Consider the following 17,646-nt stretch of genomic DNA (forward strand, 5'->3'; position numbering starts at 1 on the left):
TTAGAAGTTTTTTTCAAAGTTTTTCTTATCATGGAATAGATTATACATCTCACAAGCTTATAATTTAAATAATATGTTAAAATTCCATCATTAAATTGAAAAATCATCTTGTTAGGAATACTTATGTCATTTGAAAAACTCGGACTTATTAAACCATTACTTGCTGCGATTAATGAGTTGGGATATGAGAATCCTACTACAATTCAAACAAGAGCTATACCTTTAGTTTTAGCAAAAAGTGATATATTCGCAACAGCTCAAACTGGAACTGGGAAAACAGCTGCCTTTGGCTTACCAATATTACAGAAACTTAGAAAGACAGAGGGTGAAGTAGGCCGTAATGTGAGAGCAGTAATTCTTTCACCAACGCGTGAGCTTTCTATCCAAATCCATGAAGATTTGACTCATTTTTCAAAGCATATGAAAGTAGAATGTGCAGTTTTAGTTGGTGGAAAAGATATTATCTCTCAGCAACGTATTTTAAAACAAGGTGTAGATATTATTATTGCGACACCTGGACGTTTTTTAGAGCATGTTGAAAATGGTCTCACAGTTAATGAGATAGAAGTCTTAGTACTCGATGAAGCAGATAGAATGTTAGATATGGGATTCACAAAAGATATTCGTAAGATACATCCATTACTCCCTAAAAAACACCAAACACTTCTTTTCTCAGCTACATACAGCGACAAGGTTAGAAGACTCTCAAAACTTGTTTTACGAAGTCCTGCTTTTATTGAGACATCAAAGAAAAACTCAACGGTAGATACAATTAATCAAGTTGCATACCTAGTTGACACTGATAAAAAAGCAGCACTTTTAGCGTACCTTATAGGTTCGAGAAACTATCCTCAAGTTTTAGTATTTACGAGAACCAAAGTGAGTGCAAATGAACTTTTTTTAGAGCTTCAAAAAGATGGACTTAAATGTGGACTCATTCATGGAGATATCCAACAGCCTAAAAGATTGAAGACCCTTACTCAATTTAAAGAGATGCAGATTAAAGTCCTTGTAGCGACTGATATAGCATCACGTGGACTAGATATAGAAGAATTGCCATATGTAATTAATTATGAGCTTCCATCGGTTCCAGAGGACTATGTTCACCGTGTTGGAAGAACTGGTAGAGCTGGTCGTAATGGTGAGGCTATTTCACTGATTGATATTTATGAGAAGTTTGACATAAGAGAGATTGAAATAGTAATAGGGCAAAAAATTCCTCAAGAAACTGTTGAAGGGTTTGAACCAGACCCTACAATAAGAAGAAAAGATATAGATGAAACATCTTTAAAGGCAGAACACAAAAAACCTGAGAAGAAAAGAGAACGTCAATATAATAAAAATACTTCTAATTTAGTTAAAACTAGAACTAGTAAGAAGAGAAAGACTACAAAAAGAGATCAAAAGTAATTAAGTCTACTGTTATAATTACAAATGTTTGAGAACTACGAACTAGAGATTATTTATAGAGATACCTATTATATTGCTATAAATAAACCAAGTGGACTCCTTGTCCACAAGTCAATGATAGATAGACATGAAATTTACTTTGCCATGAAAATGCTACGTGATCAAATTGGACAATGGGTCTATCCAGTTCACCGTTTAGATAAACCAACCTCAGGTATTTTATTATTTGCATTAGATAGTGTAAGTGCAAGACTGATGAGTGAAGAGTTTAAAACAAAAAATATACAAAAAAAATATATAGCTGTAGTCAGAGGTTACATCGACGAAGTAGGTTTTATTGATTATCCTTTAAGTGTGAAGCTGGATAAGATTGCAGATAAAGATGCTAGTAAAGATAAAGAAGCCGAAGAAGCGCAAACCGAGTATAAAAGACTATCGATCATAGAGCTGGATCATGCAGTTGGAAAATATGCGAAAACTCGCTATTCTTTAGTTGAACTTATTCCGAAATCCGGAAGAAAACATCAACTTCGTCGTCATATGAAACATCTTTCTCATCACATATTAGGGGATACGAAGTATGGGCGAGGAGAGCATAACAAAATGGTTAGAGAGCATTACAATTGTCATCGTTTAATGCTCCATGCTACTGTATTGGAGTTTCAGCACCCCTATACAAAAGAAAAAATTCATTTACAAGCTAAGGCAGATAAAACTTGGATGAATTTCTTGAATCTTTTTGATTACCCTCTGGATGCTTAACCATACCATTATATACGACAGAACAATCAAGGGGCATAATTATTTCTGAAGTTTCTTGCATATAGTGATCTGCTTCTAACATCATTTGCTTTGTGCCCATCATATTTTTATCTTGTATAAAATTTTGTTTATTAGCGTATTTCATGATTTGCGTACCCATTCCAAACATAGAAGAAGGGACAGAACGTGCAATGTTTACTAATTCGGTTGTAGTTTCTTTCACTTTTGGTTTTCGTATATCCCCTACTAGTAACTGCGTAATAACGGCGCAACCATTTTCATCGAGTAGATTAACATCAAAGTATTCAATAGGCCCTTTTTTATGTACGTTTGCCCCGATAGAAAGTCGATAATTCTCAGTTCTTAGTGCAAAGTCTGTAGAGGTAATATTATCATGTCTTAGTGTAACGTTAAATTGTAAGTGGTCAATCTTGGTAATACCACTTGTATTATTATCAATAAATGCTCTGGATATGACATTAGCAAAATCTAGGTGAAGTGCATCATTTATAGTGGCAAGCTGCTTATCTAAGTCTAGACCATGAAGTACTGCATCTGATACTTTTAATTTTGTAAATCCACTTCTCGGACGTTTATCATAATATGCTGTACCGTTAATTACTCCTGATTGAACATACTTCTTACTTCCAAGAAGTTCTACAAATGTTTTTAAGTCAACTGAATCAACACTAATTTGGTATCTATGATCTTTGTAAATAATTGTAATTAAACCACCTAGAGATGAGCTTGTCATATACATACGCTTATCTCTGTAAACACCATGGACTTCAACTCCTTGAGGAAACTTTTTTGTTGTGATGACTCCGTCAAAGTTAAATGGAAAAAAGTCTAGCTTCGTAAATTCTACTTTTTGTTTTAATCCATGACTTGCGTATGCATCTAAGGCAACAATAATAAGAGGCTTGAAAAAGAAGTAGATTAAGATAACTATTAGTATAGGTATATAAGTGATTTTTGAAGGCATTTTAATTATAGAAGTAAATTTAAGTAGTTAAACTCTTTTTTTACTTCTATCTCCATTAGATTGATTCTTTTTTTTCTTTTTCTTTATTAATTTCTTCTTGATGGCGAGACATTTCTAATCTGATCTCATCCATAGTATGTGGATGCACATTGTCATCTTTTGACCATTTTACTTCATCAATATTCCCACCATAATCAGCACCAAAGTCTTCTACTTTTTGGGAGTACTCGTCCAAGTCTCTGCACACAGCAGTTCTGTTATCAACTGTATCTGTGAGAACAATATACCAAGCCCCCTCAGGATCTACTTTAATGTTTGATTCAAATATTACACCCATTATTTCTCGTTTGGATTAAATTCTGTATTGTCAAAAGTTCTAGCAAAACCTTCTAAATCTTTTTTCTTTAAATCACCATTATATACTATGTCTTTAGGATCAAGATCATCATCATTAAGCATTTTAGGAACTACATCTGCGTTGTTAATAACTTCCATATGTGCATCAAGTTCATCTTCGCTATATGCCATTTGCATTTCAGCAGATATTACATGTGGAATTGCTTCTACAACACTTAGTTTTTTTAATTCTTCTGAGACACCTTCGCCTTCGATAGTGATAATAATACGACCAATCTCATCATGCATATGATAATCACATGCCTCACAGTTTTTTAAGTTTTCTACAACTTCATCTAAAAATTTTGGTAGTGTTTGAACTACGATACTAGAAATATTCATTTAATCTTCCTTGTGTTATTTATTTTATCTTGAATTGGTTAATAGTGGTGTTATCTGTAGCAACAAAAAACTCATTTTCATTGATAAACAGAATATATGTAGCAGTCATTTTATTATTGCCATACACCCCTAAGTCCTTTTTTGTTATTGTGTTAAATACAGAGATATTATTTTGCTCGTCACTTGAGTATCCTACGATTTTCCCACTAGGGCTTAATCCAACGCCATATATTAAAAAGCTAGAAGTTTTAAAATATGCAGAATGAGACTCCGGTGTGTAAATTACCACCCGTCTATCTTGACCAGCGGTAGCAATAATTCCATTCTTTGTATCTACAGCAAAAACATTATCCAGATTTTTCCCCGAGAGTTCATTTTTAAATGTACCACTTGAAGTATCATGAATTTTAAGGTTTCCACTTTCATCAGCAATGATAATTTCTTTTTTATCTTCACTGAGGACAAAGTTAGAAAACTTAGACTGTGATATTTGTATTCTATAGTTTTGTTTTTGTTTTTGTATGTCGTAAGAGATAATTTCATTACTGAGTAATCCTAAGATAATTGTATTTTTATCTAGAAATCTAGCTTTTGCAATAAAGAGTCTTTTTGTATCGGGAAGTACTAACTTTAAAGTAGCATTCTCATAAATATGTATTCTCCTGGCTCCTTTTTTACCTTGAGAAAGCAACAGAACTTTTTCAGCTATTAAGTCAACAGAATAAATTTTTGAGTCAATAACATCACCCATGAAATCAGTGATTTGGGAAACCTTTATTTTTTCAATAATTTTTCTTGAGTCTACATCAAATATATCTACACTTCCTGCATCTGTTGCTGCGTAGAGTTTTTTGTCTTTGTAATGCAAATCTGTTACAGAACCACTCGCAATAAATTGTGCTTGAGGTTTTTCAATAGCTCCGAGATTGCAAAGTAACATTACGAAGATTAGAAGTTGTTTTAGCATTAGCAAACCTTTTCATTAATTGAAGTAACATCTATAGCTACACTTGGACATCTGCTGATGCAAAATCCACATGATGTACATTTATCTTGATTAATTGTAGGCATAAACATGGCTTGAAATTCAATGGCATTTTCTAGACATGGATCTTTACAAGAAAAACACATTACAGCATTCCAGCTCAAGCAAGTAGACTCATTTATTCGTACACCAGCATCAATGAGTTTTTTATGCTCTACTTGAAGTACATTAGGCTCGCAGGCAGTAGCACAATCATCGCAGTAAGTGCAACCGCTTTTGGCGAAAGTAAGTCGTGGAGTTTTATCCTCGCCAATAATTATAATCTGTTCTTGACACAAAGTGGCACATGTACCCTCACAGTTTTGGCACTCTTTATCAAAATCATTTATGTCGCTATAGTAGGGTGGTCTTATTATTATTTCTTTAACTCTACGCTCTTCACCTGTAACAGAGGAAGAGAGAAAGCTAAAAAGCTCTCTTCTATCCATGGATTAGTTACCTGCTTTAGAAGTATCTATACCTTCCATTAATTTAATACCGCTCCAAGTAGAACGTTTTGCACCATCTTTATGAGTATAGTCTGCTTCAAACTTGTTTTCAACAGCTAAATTACCCTGAGACTGAGGAGCATGACATTGTGTACAGTTAAATCTAGCACCAACAAGTTCTCCTTGTCTTACAATAGATACATTTCCTAAATTAGCAGTTGATGTATTTTCTATAACTCTACCAGATTTTACAATTTGACCATCAATCATATGAGTAGATGGTCTAAAGTTAGTAAAGTGTGATTTAGGAATTGCAGTTGCATTTACTAATCTTGCCATTTTAGGCATGTGACAGCTAAGACATTGATTGCTATCAATTTTAATAGGTAACATACCCTCTACTGTGTGTGAAATCATTGGTGGTGCATCTTGAAAAGCACGCTTAAATTTTACACTTTCACCAGGTGCTGTATGTGTATACTCTGTTTTTGAACTAGTAGTAGTAGCTTCTCCATACAGACCAGTTTTTCTCAAACCTAAAGATTCTTCACTTACAACTGGTTTAGCTACTTCTTTTTTCGCCTGTGGGGTATTGTCAACACATCCTGTCATAAACAGTGTAAAAGCTATTAAGCTAGATAGTAATATTGTGATTGTTTTCATTCTATTCTCCTATGTTTTTTAAATTTCTAAAATTTCTAATTGAAAAATATAAAGCATCATCATTACAGATTTCAATACATCTCGCACATGAAGTACATTCGCCAGATAAAACTGGCAAACTTTCTTTATCTACCATAAAAAGCACTTGCTTTTCAGGACAAACAATTTTACACTCCATACATCCTGTACATTTTTCTGCATCATGTTGTACTTTAATAAGGCTAAATTTTCCTACTACTGAATAAAATGCTCCAAGTGGACAGATATGTCCACACCAACCATTTTTTAGTACAAATAAATCAAAAAGAAATATGATAAGCATTGCTGCCCAACCTAGTCCTAAACCAAAAACAAGTCCTCTGTGAACCATAGATATAGGTGAAATAAATTCAAAAGCTGTTATTCCAAGTATAAAGGAAATAACTAAGCTCATAACTAATACCCAATATCTAATATTCCTAGAAGACGGTTGTCTTTTTTGAACGCTATCAAAATGTAGTGTTCGTCTAACATACGCTGAAAAGTCTGTAATAATATTTATAGGGCATACCCAAGAACAAAAGGCACGACCACCAACTGTCATATAAAATAGTGTAATAATCCCTGCACCAATTAATAAATCAGTTGTAATAACTGCGCCAGCTGCAAATATTTGTAATGCTGCATAAGGATCACTTAGTGGAATTGTTCCAAAAAGTATAGAAGAACTTAGGTTACCCATAAGTATATTCCAACCCCATGCATTTGCACCAAAGTATAAAACAAGTATAGAAATTTGTGTAAACCTTCTCATAATGAGGTATCGGTAATTATTCCAAATGAAATTCATTAGTATAAATCCTCCAATCCATCATTTAAAGAGTCCAATGCAGATTCCTCACTTAACTTAGTTACTGTTGTTTCAGATGTAGCATTTTCTAAACGCTTTTCATCTTCTTTATCCCAGCCTTTGATATAGTAATCGCCAGCTCTACCTTCTGCAGTTTCACGTGGAAGTACAAATATGGCCGCTTTTTCTGTAACACATGCTTTTTCACACATCCCACAGCCTGTACATACATCATGTACAACCACAGGTTTCATATAAGCATGTTTTCCAGTTCTTTCATTCTTGTCGTATTCTATAACTATTGCTTCACCTAAAAGAGGACATGCTCTGTAACATGCATCACATTGAATACCCCAGAAAGCTATACAACTACTGTCATCAATAACTGCAACACCCATATCGGCAGTGTTAATATCAAGTACGCCATCTTTTGAAACGCTTGATTCATCTAGTGCTCCAGTCGGACATACTGGCACACATGGAATATCTGTACACATATAACAAGGGATATCCCTAGGTATAAAGTAAGGTGTTCCCATAGGTTTGTTATCACCTGGTGCTGCTAACATTAACGTATCGTAGGGACAGGCTTCTACACATAGTCCACATTTGATACATGCACGTAAAAAATCATCTTCTTTTAGAGCTCCGGGAGGACGAAGTACAAGTGTTGAAGCTGTAACTTCATCAACATAAGCACTCCACATAAACCCTCCTAATGTTGCAAGACCAACATTTCGAGCCATATCAAGAATAAATTCTCTTCTATCGTCGTTTTTTATTTCAGACATTTCTCAGCTTTTATCTTTTTATGCTCTGTAAACTTTTACAGCACATTTTTTAAAGTCAGTTTGTTTTGATTGAGGACATGTGTAATCAGCACAAACTTTATTAATAAATACTTTTTCATCAAACCAAGGCACAAATACTAAACCACGAGGTGGTCTATTTCTACCACGTGTTTCAACTCTTGCTTTTACTTTACCACGACGTGATTCAACCCAAGCAAGTTCTCCTTGTTTAATACCTTTAGTTTGAGCATCTTTAGGATGCATGTAACATAATGCTTCTGGTACTGCACGATAAAGTTCAGGTACACGCATAGTCATAGTTCCTGAATGCCAGTGCTCTAGAACACGACCTGTACACATCCAAGTATCGTAGTTTTCATCTGGGTTTTCTGGTGCATCCATGTAAGGACGTGCGAATATTTTAGCTTTATTTTTTAGAGATTTTTTCTTTTTGTCTTTAATCCCCATTAAATCACCTTGTTTAAGTGCTTTTGCTAAAGGACCATAAAAGGCATGAGAATTACCAGTTTTTTTAGTTGCTTTTGCTGCATAAGGATCGTACATAGAGTTAAATCTCCATTGTGTTTCCTTCCCATCAACAACAGGCCATTTAAGACCACGAACTCTATGGTACGTAGTAAAGTCAGCTAAATCATGTGCATGACCACGACCAAAGTCTGCATATTCTTCAAAGAGGTACTCATGAATCATAAAATCATAACCTTTAAATACTGCACCATCAGAACCAACTACATTTCTGCTATCTCCATTACACTCAGAATTATCAAAACCTTTTTGAGGGAATGAGTTCATATCTATTTTATAAGACTTTGCTTCTTTATTTGCAAATAAAATCTCATACATAGTTGTGTCATCAGTGTAACCCATAGCATGAGCTTTAGCTCTAACATCTGGAAGTGATTTCTTAGTCCCATCTTTGTTCTTACCACGAAGAGGTTGCGCTCCCCATACATCGCCAACTGTAAATCTTTTTGAAAGCTCTACCCATTGCCAAGTATCACTCATCGCATCACCAACTGGAAGTACTTGTTGTCTCCAGTGCTGTGTACGACGTTCAGCATTTCCATATGCACCCCATTTTTCATAAATCATTGCAGAAGGTAGGATAAGGTCTGAGACTTTTGCTGAGATACCAGGGTAACCATCAGAAGTAACGATAAAGTTATCCATCTCACGTGCAGCTTTAATCCAGTGCGTAGCAGATCCTGAATCCTGATAAGGATTACAAACATTAACCCATGCAAATTTGATAACACCATCTTCGATATCACGGTGAATTTTCATAATGTGTTGATTCCCAACAGGGTTTAGTGTACCTTCTGGAACTTTCCATCTGTTTTCAACGATTTTTCTATGTTTAGGATTTTTAACCATCATATCAGCAGGAAGTCTGTGACAGAATGTTCCAACTTCACGAGCTGTACCACAAGCTGAAGGTTGTCCTGTAAGAGAGAATGCTCCAGAACCTGGTAATGCTTGCTTATTAAGTAAAAAGTGAACATTATATGCAAGTGTGTTTACCCATGTTCCACGTGTATGTTGATTCATACCCATAGTCCAAAAAGATACAACTTTACGACCTTTTTCTATATAAAGATCAGCTAGTTCTTTAAGTTTTCCTTTGAATTGATTGATATCTTCATCCGGATCACCTTTAGAAATCTCAGCTACATAGTCAAGTGTATATGGTTCTAGAAATTTTTTGTACTCTTCAAAAGAGATTTCCCAGTGTTTAAGACCCGCTGGTTTGTTAACCATAACATCGCCTTCCTTATATCCATAAGGTTTTAAAGCTGGTGCTTCTGCTGCTGATACAGTATGTTTCATTTCTTGGTTTACAGTTTCCATTTCTAGAGCTGAATATTTTCCGGCACTACCATCTGGTCTTACTGGAGTAACTGATGTTTCACCAGCTCTTCTCATACCATAACCCATATTAACAGGTGAAGCTGCAAAAACAATATGTTTCTTAACAAAATCCCAGTCAATTGATTCAGGGTTATTATATACAATTTCTCTCGCAATATAGTTCCATAATGCAAGGTCAGTATTTGGTGTAAAAATGATTTCTATATCAGCTAAATCTGAAGTTCTATGCGTGTATGTAGACATGTTAATAACTTTAACACGCTTAGGATCAGAAAGTTTTCTATCTGTTACACGTGACCAAAGAATAGGGTGCATTTCAGCCATGTTTGAACCCCAAGATACGATAGTATCTGTTAACTCGATATCATCATAACAACCAGAAGGCTCATCAATACCAAAAGTTTGGTAAAAACCAACAACAGCAGATGCCATACAGTGACGAGCGTTTGGATCGATCGCATTTGATCTAAATCCGCCTTTCATCATTTTTTGTGCAGCATATCCTTCCATAACAGTATACTGACCAGATGCAAATATACCTACACCTTCAGGACCTGCATGTTTAAGCGCTTTTTTGATGTTAACTTCCATCTCATCAAAAGCTCTTTTCCAACTTACAGGAGCAAATTTACCATGTTTATCAAACTTACCGTCTGCACCAACTCTCAGTAATGGTTGTGTAAGTCTGTCTGCACCGTACATAATTTTTGCATTAAAATAACCTTTAATACAATTCAGACCACGATTAACTGGTGCTGCTGGATCACCTTTTACTGCTACTATTTTTCCATCTTTAGTGGCCATCATAATACCACAACCTGTACCACAGAAACGACAAGCTGCCTTGTCCCATCTCCAGCTAGTTTCAGCTTTTTTAGCTGCTGCTTCAAGATCAGCTGGTACAGTCATACCAATTGCTGCTGCCGCTGAGGCTGCCGCTGAACTTTTTAAAAATTCTCTTCTTGAAAGTGACATATTTACTCCTGTTTGATAATAGTATGAAGGATATAACAATATGAAATAGATAAATATTTCAATTTTGTTAAAGTCTTCTCTTAACAGTTATATACTACTCTTTTATCGAATTAGATTCCTTGACTTATATCAAGTATTTACATATTTTGTTTAAGAATATCTTTATAAAGAAGAAATGTGAATGATTGTAACACCTAAGGTATTAGATTGGATTAGCTTGACATAACTTACTGAGTTCTTGAAGTTCTTCTTTTAATTTTTGTAGTTTATGTGTTGAATTTAAAAGCTCTTCTGTTGATTCTATAACAATATCTTCACTATTATTTAAGTGTCTGGATATGATAGATTCATTTTGCAGTTCACCAATGATATCATCGAATTCATCTGTCAATTCTTCTAGCTTCAGAGAAGCATATTGAGATTGCTGCAATGCCTCATTTGAGTGGTCCATAGCAGTATTAATCTTATTTATAAAACAGTTCATAGTGTCGCTTACTTCAACTATTTCACTTTCTACATCCATTTCAATAGGTTTTAATTTTGAGCCATCTTCATCACGTATAAGTTCTTTTGAGTACTTCATAAATTCTTCTGCATGTGACTCTATCTCTCTTAAACGAAAAAGGGAATAGACAAAAACTAAAAGAAGTAAAATTGCTGAAATAAATTGAAAAGTTCTCATATACTCAGTTTTATTTTCACTGTTATTAGTATACATAGTAACTAGGCTATCAACACTCCCTAGTAGTACAGTGTTATTCTCATATATAAACAACACGATATGCTTAAGCTTTTCGTCTTTGTCTGAGTCATTTGAATTAGTTATAATCTTAAAGTTTTGAATATTTTTATTAAATTTACTCCAAAGAATATCAACTTCTAAAATTTGCTTTTTAATTGTATCGTTAGGAGCTGAATATGTTTTTTGCTCTTCATCTCCATGTTTTAAAATATTGAGACCTTCAATGAATGTATTTGTTGCATTATTGAGTTCATTAAAATTCTTGTCTGTGCTATAGTGAATGTAAAAAATATTTTTTGAAATTTTTTGAGTTAACATTCTTTGTTTTCCGGCTATATTTATAACAAGAGCATCTTTTACCTTTTGTTGATTCAAATAGATAGTTATAGTGATTGTAGTAAGCATTAATATAATGAGCAGGGCACCTATAATCTTAATTTTTGTACTGATTTTATTTGTTATTAGCATATTCTATTCACCTTTATATATATTTTTTAGTGCTTTTATATCTTTGATAATAATTTGAGAATGATCAACATCGATTATTTCTGCTCTTTTTAATTTTTTTAAAACGCGCGAAAGTGTTTCTGGTTGTATATGCAACATAAAAGAGACTTCTTGTCTTTTTAATTTGTTAAACATAGCTAAATCATCACAAAGCATATATGCTACTTTAGAGGTGGCATCGAATACAAGCTCACGATTAACTACACAGTGCAGCTGATGTGTTTTTAATAAAATTTCGTTAATAAATTCGCTGTTAAGTATATTTTGTGATAAAAATCGTTTTTTAAATTCAAAAAAATCTACTTCCAAGACAATACTATCTTCAAGGAATTGAGTATTTGAAAAGCAGTGTATTGCGGCTCTATCAATAACAGAAAGTTCGGAAACAAGAGAGTTTTCATAAATATGGTAGAGAAATATTTCATTATTATATTTGTCGACTTTATAAACTTTCAGCAAACCTGATACGAGAAAAAAAAGCTTATCGTAGGTGTCATTTTCATAGTATAAAATAGATTCTTTAGTATGTTTAGAAATAGTAGAAATTTCAGATATTATCTCTAGTTCTTCATTATTTAATGAATTGAAAAAATCCAGTTGTTTAATAAATTTTAATTTTTCATGCATATTCAAGAATCACATATATGAATAGATTTCATTGCTCGCTGCCTATTTTTAAGTACTTTAGTAGATGTTAGCATAAAATGGCACAAATATATTATAAATGGCATGAGATATGCTTTTACTAATTTAATTAGGGAGTATCATGCAGTTTATAGAAGCATTACGATTACGAAGCAAATTGTTTTTTCTATTTTTCTTGATTACGGTAGGTCTTTTTTCTATAGGAATCATGGGTGCAATAAACATTAATGATATGAAAAAAAATCTTGATGGACTGTATTTTGGTTCTCTTGTCCCTGTTACTGAATTAAATGAAATGCTCCAAACATATCATAATGGTCTAGCTTCTACTCTGTATAGAGTAAAAAATAATCAAATTAGTGTACAAGAAACCTCGAGTGAATTAGAATATTCTTTAACTAAAATAAATAAACTATGGAAAAGCTACGAATCACATTTTAAACGGGACGAAGAACTTCAGTATGTAGAATATGTCGCTTTAGAAATAAAAGTAGTTAATCGTTACTTTTTAAAACTACTCCGTGTGGCTAGAAGTGGCCGGGACATGAGTGCTATTTCTATTGGATCTCTAGAAAAGTATGTTTCTCATATCCATACTGTGCTACAAAAACTGATTCATTATGAAGTAAAGATGGCGAGGTATGATCGCAAAAAGTTTTTACAAATTTATGACATGGCTATTTTGAAACTTGGAATAATATTAGGGTTGATAATCTTAGCTATATTAATCATATCTTATTCGGTATTTTCAAGTATACAAAGTGATCAAACACGCTTAGAGATAGTTACGAAAAAATTAAGAAAACTCAATAAAAAATTAGAAAATGTTTCTTATACAGATTCTTTGACTGGTATGCACAATAGACGCTATTTTAATATGGTGTATGAAAGAGAACTTAAGCGTGCGAGACGTACGCATAGCCATATCACATTTATGATGCTTGATATTGATTATTTTAAACAGTATAACGATACATATGGTCATATCCAAGGAGACAATGCCCTTCAAGCAGTGGCAAAAGTCTTAGTAAATACACTTCAGCGTCCAAGTGACTTTGTATTTAGATTAGGTGGTGAAGAATTTGGTGCACTGATTACGCAAACTGATGAATCAAATTCTGCAAAACTAGCACGGGACATTGGCGATGCTATACGAGAGCAAAAGATTGAACATAGTGGTTCTACCGTAAATAATTTCTTAACAATTTCTATAGGTGTAGTTTGCTGTATTGCAGATGATGCGTTAAATGAAGATATTCTTATTTCGAGAGCTGATGAGATGCTTTATGAAGCAAAAGATACAGGAAGAGATAGATATATAATTACATCTAATGTTAGTGAATCAACAACCCATCATGTAGCAGACTTGACAGCCTAAAATAGAAATTAACTATTATTAAGTCTTGTTGGGGTAAAATAATCCATATTAATTACGTTCATAGGATCTATAATGGAATATGCGAGTAGAATTTTAATTGTTGATGATGTTTTGGAGAATATTCAGGTTGCAATGAATATTTTAAAAGAAGATAGATATGATTTTTCTTATGCAAAAAATGGTGAAACTGCTTTATCTCTCTTACATGAAAATAAGTTTGATTTAATACTATTAGACATTATGATGCCAGGAATTGATGGGTATGAGGTATGCAGACGTATAAAAAAAGATCCTCTTTATTCTGAAATACCAATTATCTTTTTAACTGCAAAAGCTGATACAGATTCTATGTCAAAAGGCTTTGAAGTAGGGGGGATAGATTATATAGTTAAACCTTTTCATGCAAACGAACTATTAGCCCGGGTAAAAACTCATTTAGATCTTTACAGAGCAAAGAAAGTACTACAAAACAATAACTTAACACTCCAAACAAAACTAGAAATTGAACAAGAAAGAATAGAAACAGAACTTGAAGAAAGTCAAAAGGAAATGATTTTTGTCTTAACTGAACTTGTAGAATCTGTTTCTGATGAGACAGGAAAACACATTCGTAGAGTTGCAGAGTATTCAAGACTTTTGGCTCATTACCATCCGAGTATCTCTGAAGAAGACGCTGATATTATATTTTATGCAAGTCCAATGCATGACATTGGAAAAATGGGTATTCCACATGAAATCTTACATAAAGATGGAGCACTCACTACAGAAGAGTTTGAAATCATGAAAACTCATACTACAATCGCACACACGTATCTTAAACATCCAAATCGAAAATTTATGAAAGCGGCAGATATAATTGCGCATGAGCATCATGAAAAATATAATGGGAAAGGTTATCCCAGAGGTCTTAAAGGTGAAGAGATACATATTTTTGGAAGAATTGTAGCTATTGCTGATGTTTTTGATGCTTTAACACATAAAAGAGTGTATAAAGATGCTTGGAGTGTTGAGAAGGCTGTTGCTTACATTAAAGAAAGAAGTGCACAACAGTTTGATCCTCTACTCGTAGAGATTTTCTGTGATAATATCGATGAGTTTATAATCATTTCGAAAATGTAATATGACTGACTATGCTTAAGGTATTATGCTTCTTACTCTTTAGTGCTTTAATGAGTAGTTTATTTGCGTCAAACACTAATGTAAAGCATAAGATAAGTTTTACTCAAGAAGAAGAAAATTGGATTAAAAATAATCCTATTGTTAGACTTGGGGCAGACAATGCATGGCCCCCGTATGATTTTCAAGACTCAAATGGTAAGTATCAAGGCATATCAGCAGATATTTTAAAGATCGTGCGATATAAAACAGGTTTAGATATTCAAATAAAAACTACTGATTGGTCTACTGTAGTTCAAGAAGTTAAAGATAAAAAACTTGATGGATATGCATGTGTAGTTAAAACACAAGAAAGAGAAAAATACTTAACTTTTACTGAGCCTTACATAAATATTGATAGTGGAATATTTATCAAGAAAAGTACTAATGATATTCATGCTATCGAGGATCTCTCGACTAAAAAAGTTGCTGTAACTAGGGAGTCATACTCAAATGAATGGCTGATAAGAAAGCATCCAAAACTATCTTTATACTTAGTTAATTCAGATAAAAAAGGGCTAGAAGCACTTAGATTAGATAAAGTGGATGCTTTTGTAGGAAATATTGCAGTAGTCAATTATATTATTCGAGAGAAAATGATAGATTCTCTTACAGTTGTGGATATTGTTAACACTGAAGAAACAGGTGTGGCTTATGCTTTACAAAAAGAGAATACTCTCTTAAAGAGTATCATACAAAAAGCATTGATTAGTATTACATTTGAAGAAAAGCAAGAAATACTTAAAAAATGGCATGCAGGAGATTCTATAGATGACAAAAATATAAAATTATCTAATCTAGAAAAACTGTGGATAAGTAAGCATCCTGTTGTAACATTTAGTGAAACAAGCTGGGAACCAATGTCAATACTCAAAAATGAGAAAATGACAGGAATTATGAATGAATACCTGAAAAAGATTTCAAATGTATCAGGTCTAAGATTTAAATATATTAAATCTTCATCTTGGCCAGATGTAATAGAAAAATTTAAAGAAAAAAAGATTGATATGATTCCTGGTATTGGGGCAAGTGATTATGAAAGTAACTTAGGTATCACTAGTGATATTTATGCAAATTTCCCTTTTGTCTTGGTTACGAAAAATACAGAAAGTTTTATTAATAGTATTGATGAAATAGAAGAAGAAAATCATGTTATTGCTGTGCCGAAGTATTGGACGAGTTATAATTATTTGATGGAGGAAAAACCAAATATTAAACTCATAGCTACAAATACAATTTATGAGGCTCTTGATTTAGTAAAGAATGGGAAGGCTTTTGCTTTTCTAGGACATATGGCAGTTGGTATGCATTATGTAGGTACACACTACTCAGATTCACTTTATATATCTGGAAAAGTAGAATACAATTTTAATCATAAAATATTAGTACAAGAAAATAATCCAATACTGTTAGGGATAATGAACAAGGTATTTGCTTCAATGAGTGAAAAAGAACATCTAGATATAAAAAATAAATGGTTACATATTGCGGTAAAAAAAGCAGTAGATTATACATTTATTTATCAGGTTTTATTTCTTTTCTTTTTACTTATAGTTGCTAGTTTTTATTGGAATAGAAAACTATCTATCGAGATACGAGAACGTAAGATAATTGAAAATACTCTCGTGGCAGAAAAAGGAAATTTCAAGGTTTTATTTGATGAATCTTCAACTGGTAATTTAATTTTACGTGATGGAAAATTTATCGAATGTAATATGGCGGCTGTAAAAATGCTCGGGTTAGAGAATAAATTTGACCTTCTTAATTCTCAACCATCAGAGTGGTCTCCATTCATTCAAGCAGATGGAAGTTCTTCTGTTGAGAAAGCTCAGAGTATGATAGAAATGTGTTTAGCAAATGGCTCTCATCAATTTGAGTGGATTCATATAAACAAAGATAATGAAGAATTTTGGGTCGATATAGGTTTAACTAGGATTATATACGAAGGTAATATCGCAATATATGTGGTATGGAATAACATTAGTGGACAAAAAGACCTTCAGTATGAACTTGAAAAACAAAATAATCGTCTCAATAAGATTTTAAAAGCAAGTGACAGACAACAAAATCAACTTATTAGACTTAATGAGAAGTATGAACATGCTTCAAAAGTGGCAGAAAATGCAAATAAGGCCAAGTCGGAATTTTTAGCGAATATGTCTCACGAAATTCGAACACCAATGAATGCTATCATCGGCTTTACTGAGCTTTTAAATGAACAAATTAGTGAACCGAGACTAAAGTCCTATGTAAAAACAATTCATTCCGCTGGAAATACATTACTTACTTTAATCAATGATATTTTGGATCTTTCAAAAATAGAATCTGGGAAGCTATATATCAAAAAAACACCTACAAATATATATAACCTAAGTAAAGAACTTGGTAATATATTTATGATAAGTGTAAAGAATAAAGGGCTAGATCTAATAGTTGAGGTTTCACAAGAGATTCCAGAAAGCCTTCTTATAGACGAAGTTAGACTAAGACAAGTTTTACTTAACCTTATTGGTAATGCAGTCAAGTTTACAGAAACTGGATATATAAAGCTGTCTTTAAAAGCTTTTAATATTGATGAACATCATTCAAAGCTAGATATAGAGATTTTAGTTGAAGACACTGGTATTGGTATTGCAAAAGACCAGTTAAGTAAGATATTTAATGAATTTGAGAAAAGTGAATGACAAGATAGTCGAAAATTTG

16 protein-coding genes are annotated in these 17,646 nt (G+C 33.1%); 5 read left to right on the forward strand and 11 right to left on the reverse strand.

Annotation, left to right across the window (positions count from 1 at the left end; translation table 11 throughout):
- The first annotated feature begins 123 nt into the window (after nt 1-123).
- Both ACI9TV_RS13370 and truC read left to right on the forward strand, forming a co-directional pair.
- Nucleotides 124-1,410 (forward strand): DEAD/DEAH box helicase, encoded by a 1,287-nt coding sequence (locus ACI9TV_RS13370; RefSeq protein ID WP_415251316.1) that lies wholly within the window; start codon nt 124-126, stop codon nt 1,408-1,410.
- Between the two features lie 24 nt (nt 1,411-1,434).
- On the forward strand, nt 1,435-2,172 hold the full coding sequence (truC, locus tag ACI9TV_RS13375; protein WP_415251317.1) for a tRNA pseudouridine(65) synthase TruC: 738 nt from the start codon (nt 1,435-1,437) through the stop codon (nt 2,170-2,172).
- On the opposite strand, the gene ACI9TV_RS13380 is transcribed toward truC, so the two are convergent.
- From ACI9TV_RS13380 to ACI9TV_RS13430, 11 genes are all read right to left on the reverse strand, one after another.
- Entirely contained in the window at nt 2,111-3,157 is a 1,047-nt protein-coding gene (locus ACI9TV_RS13380) for a hypothetical protein (protein ID WP_415251318.1), read from the reverse strand. The genes truC and ACI9TV_RS13380 overlap by 62 nt on opposite strands.
- 55 nt (nt 3,158-3,212) lie before the next feature.
- On the reverse strand, nt 3,213-3,494 hold the full coding sequence (locus ACI9TV_RS13385; protein ID WP_415251319.1) for a hypothetical protein: 282 nt from the start codon (nt 3,492-3,494) through the stop codon (nt 3,213-3,215).
- Nucleotides 3,494-3,895 (reverse strand): chaperone NapD, encoded by a 402-nt coding sequence (locus ACI9TV_RS13390; protein ID WP_415251320.1) that lies wholly within the window; start codon nt 3,893-3,895, stop codon nt 3,494-3,496. The genes ACI9TV_RS13385 and ACI9TV_RS13390 overlap by 1 nt, the downstream gene beginning before the upstream one ends.
- Nucleotides 3,896-3,914: 19 nt before the next feature.
- Complete coding sequence (locus ACI9TV_RS13395) at nt 3,915-4,862, reverse strand: WD40 repeat domain-containing protein (protein ID WP_415251321.1); 948 nt, start codon at nt 4,860-4,862, stop codon at nt 3,915-3,917.
- Nucleotides 4,862-5,368, reverse strand: a complete 507-nt coding sequence (locus ACI9TV_RS13400) for a ferredoxin-type protein NapF (RefSeq protein WP_415251322.1) — start codon at nt 5,366-5,368, stop codon at nt 4,862-4,864. The genes ACI9TV_RS13395 and ACI9TV_RS13400 overlap by 1 nt, the downstream gene beginning before the upstream one ends.
- 3 nt (nt 5,369-5,371) lie before the next feature.
- On the reverse strand, nt 5,372-6,031 hold the full coding sequence (locus ACI9TV_RS13405; protein ID WP_415251323.1) for a nitrate reductase cytochrome c-type subunit: 660 nt from the start codon (nt 6,029-6,031) through the stop codon (nt 5,372-5,374).
- Nucleotide 6,032: 1 nt separating this feature from the next.
- On the reverse strand, nt 6,033-6,860 hold the full coding sequence (gene napH / locus ACI9TV_RS13410; RefSeq protein ID WP_415251324.1) for a quinol dehydrogenase ferredoxin subunit NapH: 828 nt from the start codon (nt 6,858-6,860) through the stop codon (nt 6,033-6,035).
- Complete coding sequence (napG, locus tag ACI9TV_RS13415; protein ID WP_415251325.1) at nt 6,860-7,651, reverse strand: ferredoxin-type protein NapG; 792 nt, start codon at nt 7,649-7,651, stop codon at nt 6,860-6,862. Before napG ends, napH begins: the two co-directional genes overlap by 1 nt.
- Nucleotides 7,652-7,669: 18 nt before the next feature.
- A complete protein-coding gene (gene napA / locus ACI9TV_RS13420; protein WP_415251326.1) occupies nt 7,670-10,516 on the reverse strand; it encodes a nitrate reductase catalytic subunit NapA in 2,847 nt (948 codons plus the stop codon).
- A 202-nt stretch (nt 10,517-10,718) separates the two neighbouring features.
- Nucleotides 10,719-11,726: a type IV pili methyl-accepting chemotaxis transducer N-terminal domain-containing protein gene (locus ACI9TV_RS13425; RefSeq protein WP_415251327.1), complete on the reverse strand. Its 1,008-nt coding sequence runs from the start codon at nt 11,724-11,726 to the stop codon at nt 10,719-10,721.
- A gap of 3 nt (nt 11,727-11,729) precedes the next feature.
- A complete protein-coding gene (locus ACI9TV_RS13430) occupies nt 11,730-12,392 on the reverse strand; it encodes a Crp/Fnr family transcriptional regulator (protein ID WP_415251328.1) in 663 nt (220 codons plus the stop codon).
- A 139-nt stretch (nt 12,393-12,531) separates the two neighbouring features.
- On the opposite strand from ACI9TV_RS13430, the gene ACI9TV_RS13435 reads away from it, so the two are divergent.
- From ACI9TV_RS13435 to ACI9TV_RS13445, 3 genes are all read left to right on the forward strand, one after another.
- Nucleotides 12,532-13,788, forward strand: a complete 1,257-nt coding sequence (locus ACI9TV_RS13435) for a diguanylate cyclase (protein WP_415251329.1) — start codon at nt 12,532-12,534, stop codon at nt 13,786-13,788.
- 72 nt (nt 13,789-13,860) lie between these two features.
- Nucleotides 13,861-14,907 (forward strand): HD domain-containing phosphohydrolase, encoded by a 1,047-nt coding sequence (locus tag ACI9TV_RS13440; protein ID WP_415251330.1) that lies wholly within the window; start codon nt 13,861-13,863, stop codon nt 14,905-14,907.
- Between the two features lie 50 nt (nt 14,908-14,957).
- Nucleotides 14,958-17,627 (forward strand): transporter substrate-binding domain-containing protein, encoded by a 2,670-nt coding sequence (locus tag ACI9TV_RS13445; protein ID WP_415251331.1) that lies wholly within the window; start codon nt 14,958-14,960, stop codon nt 17,625-17,627.
- Nucleotides 17,628-17,646 lie beyond the last annotated feature (19 nt).

This window comes from Sulfurimonas sp. (assembly GCF_047622445.1).
Taxonomy (GTDB): domain Bacteria; phylum Campylobacterota; class Campylobacteria; order Campylobacterales; family Sulfurimonadaceae; genus Sulfurimonas.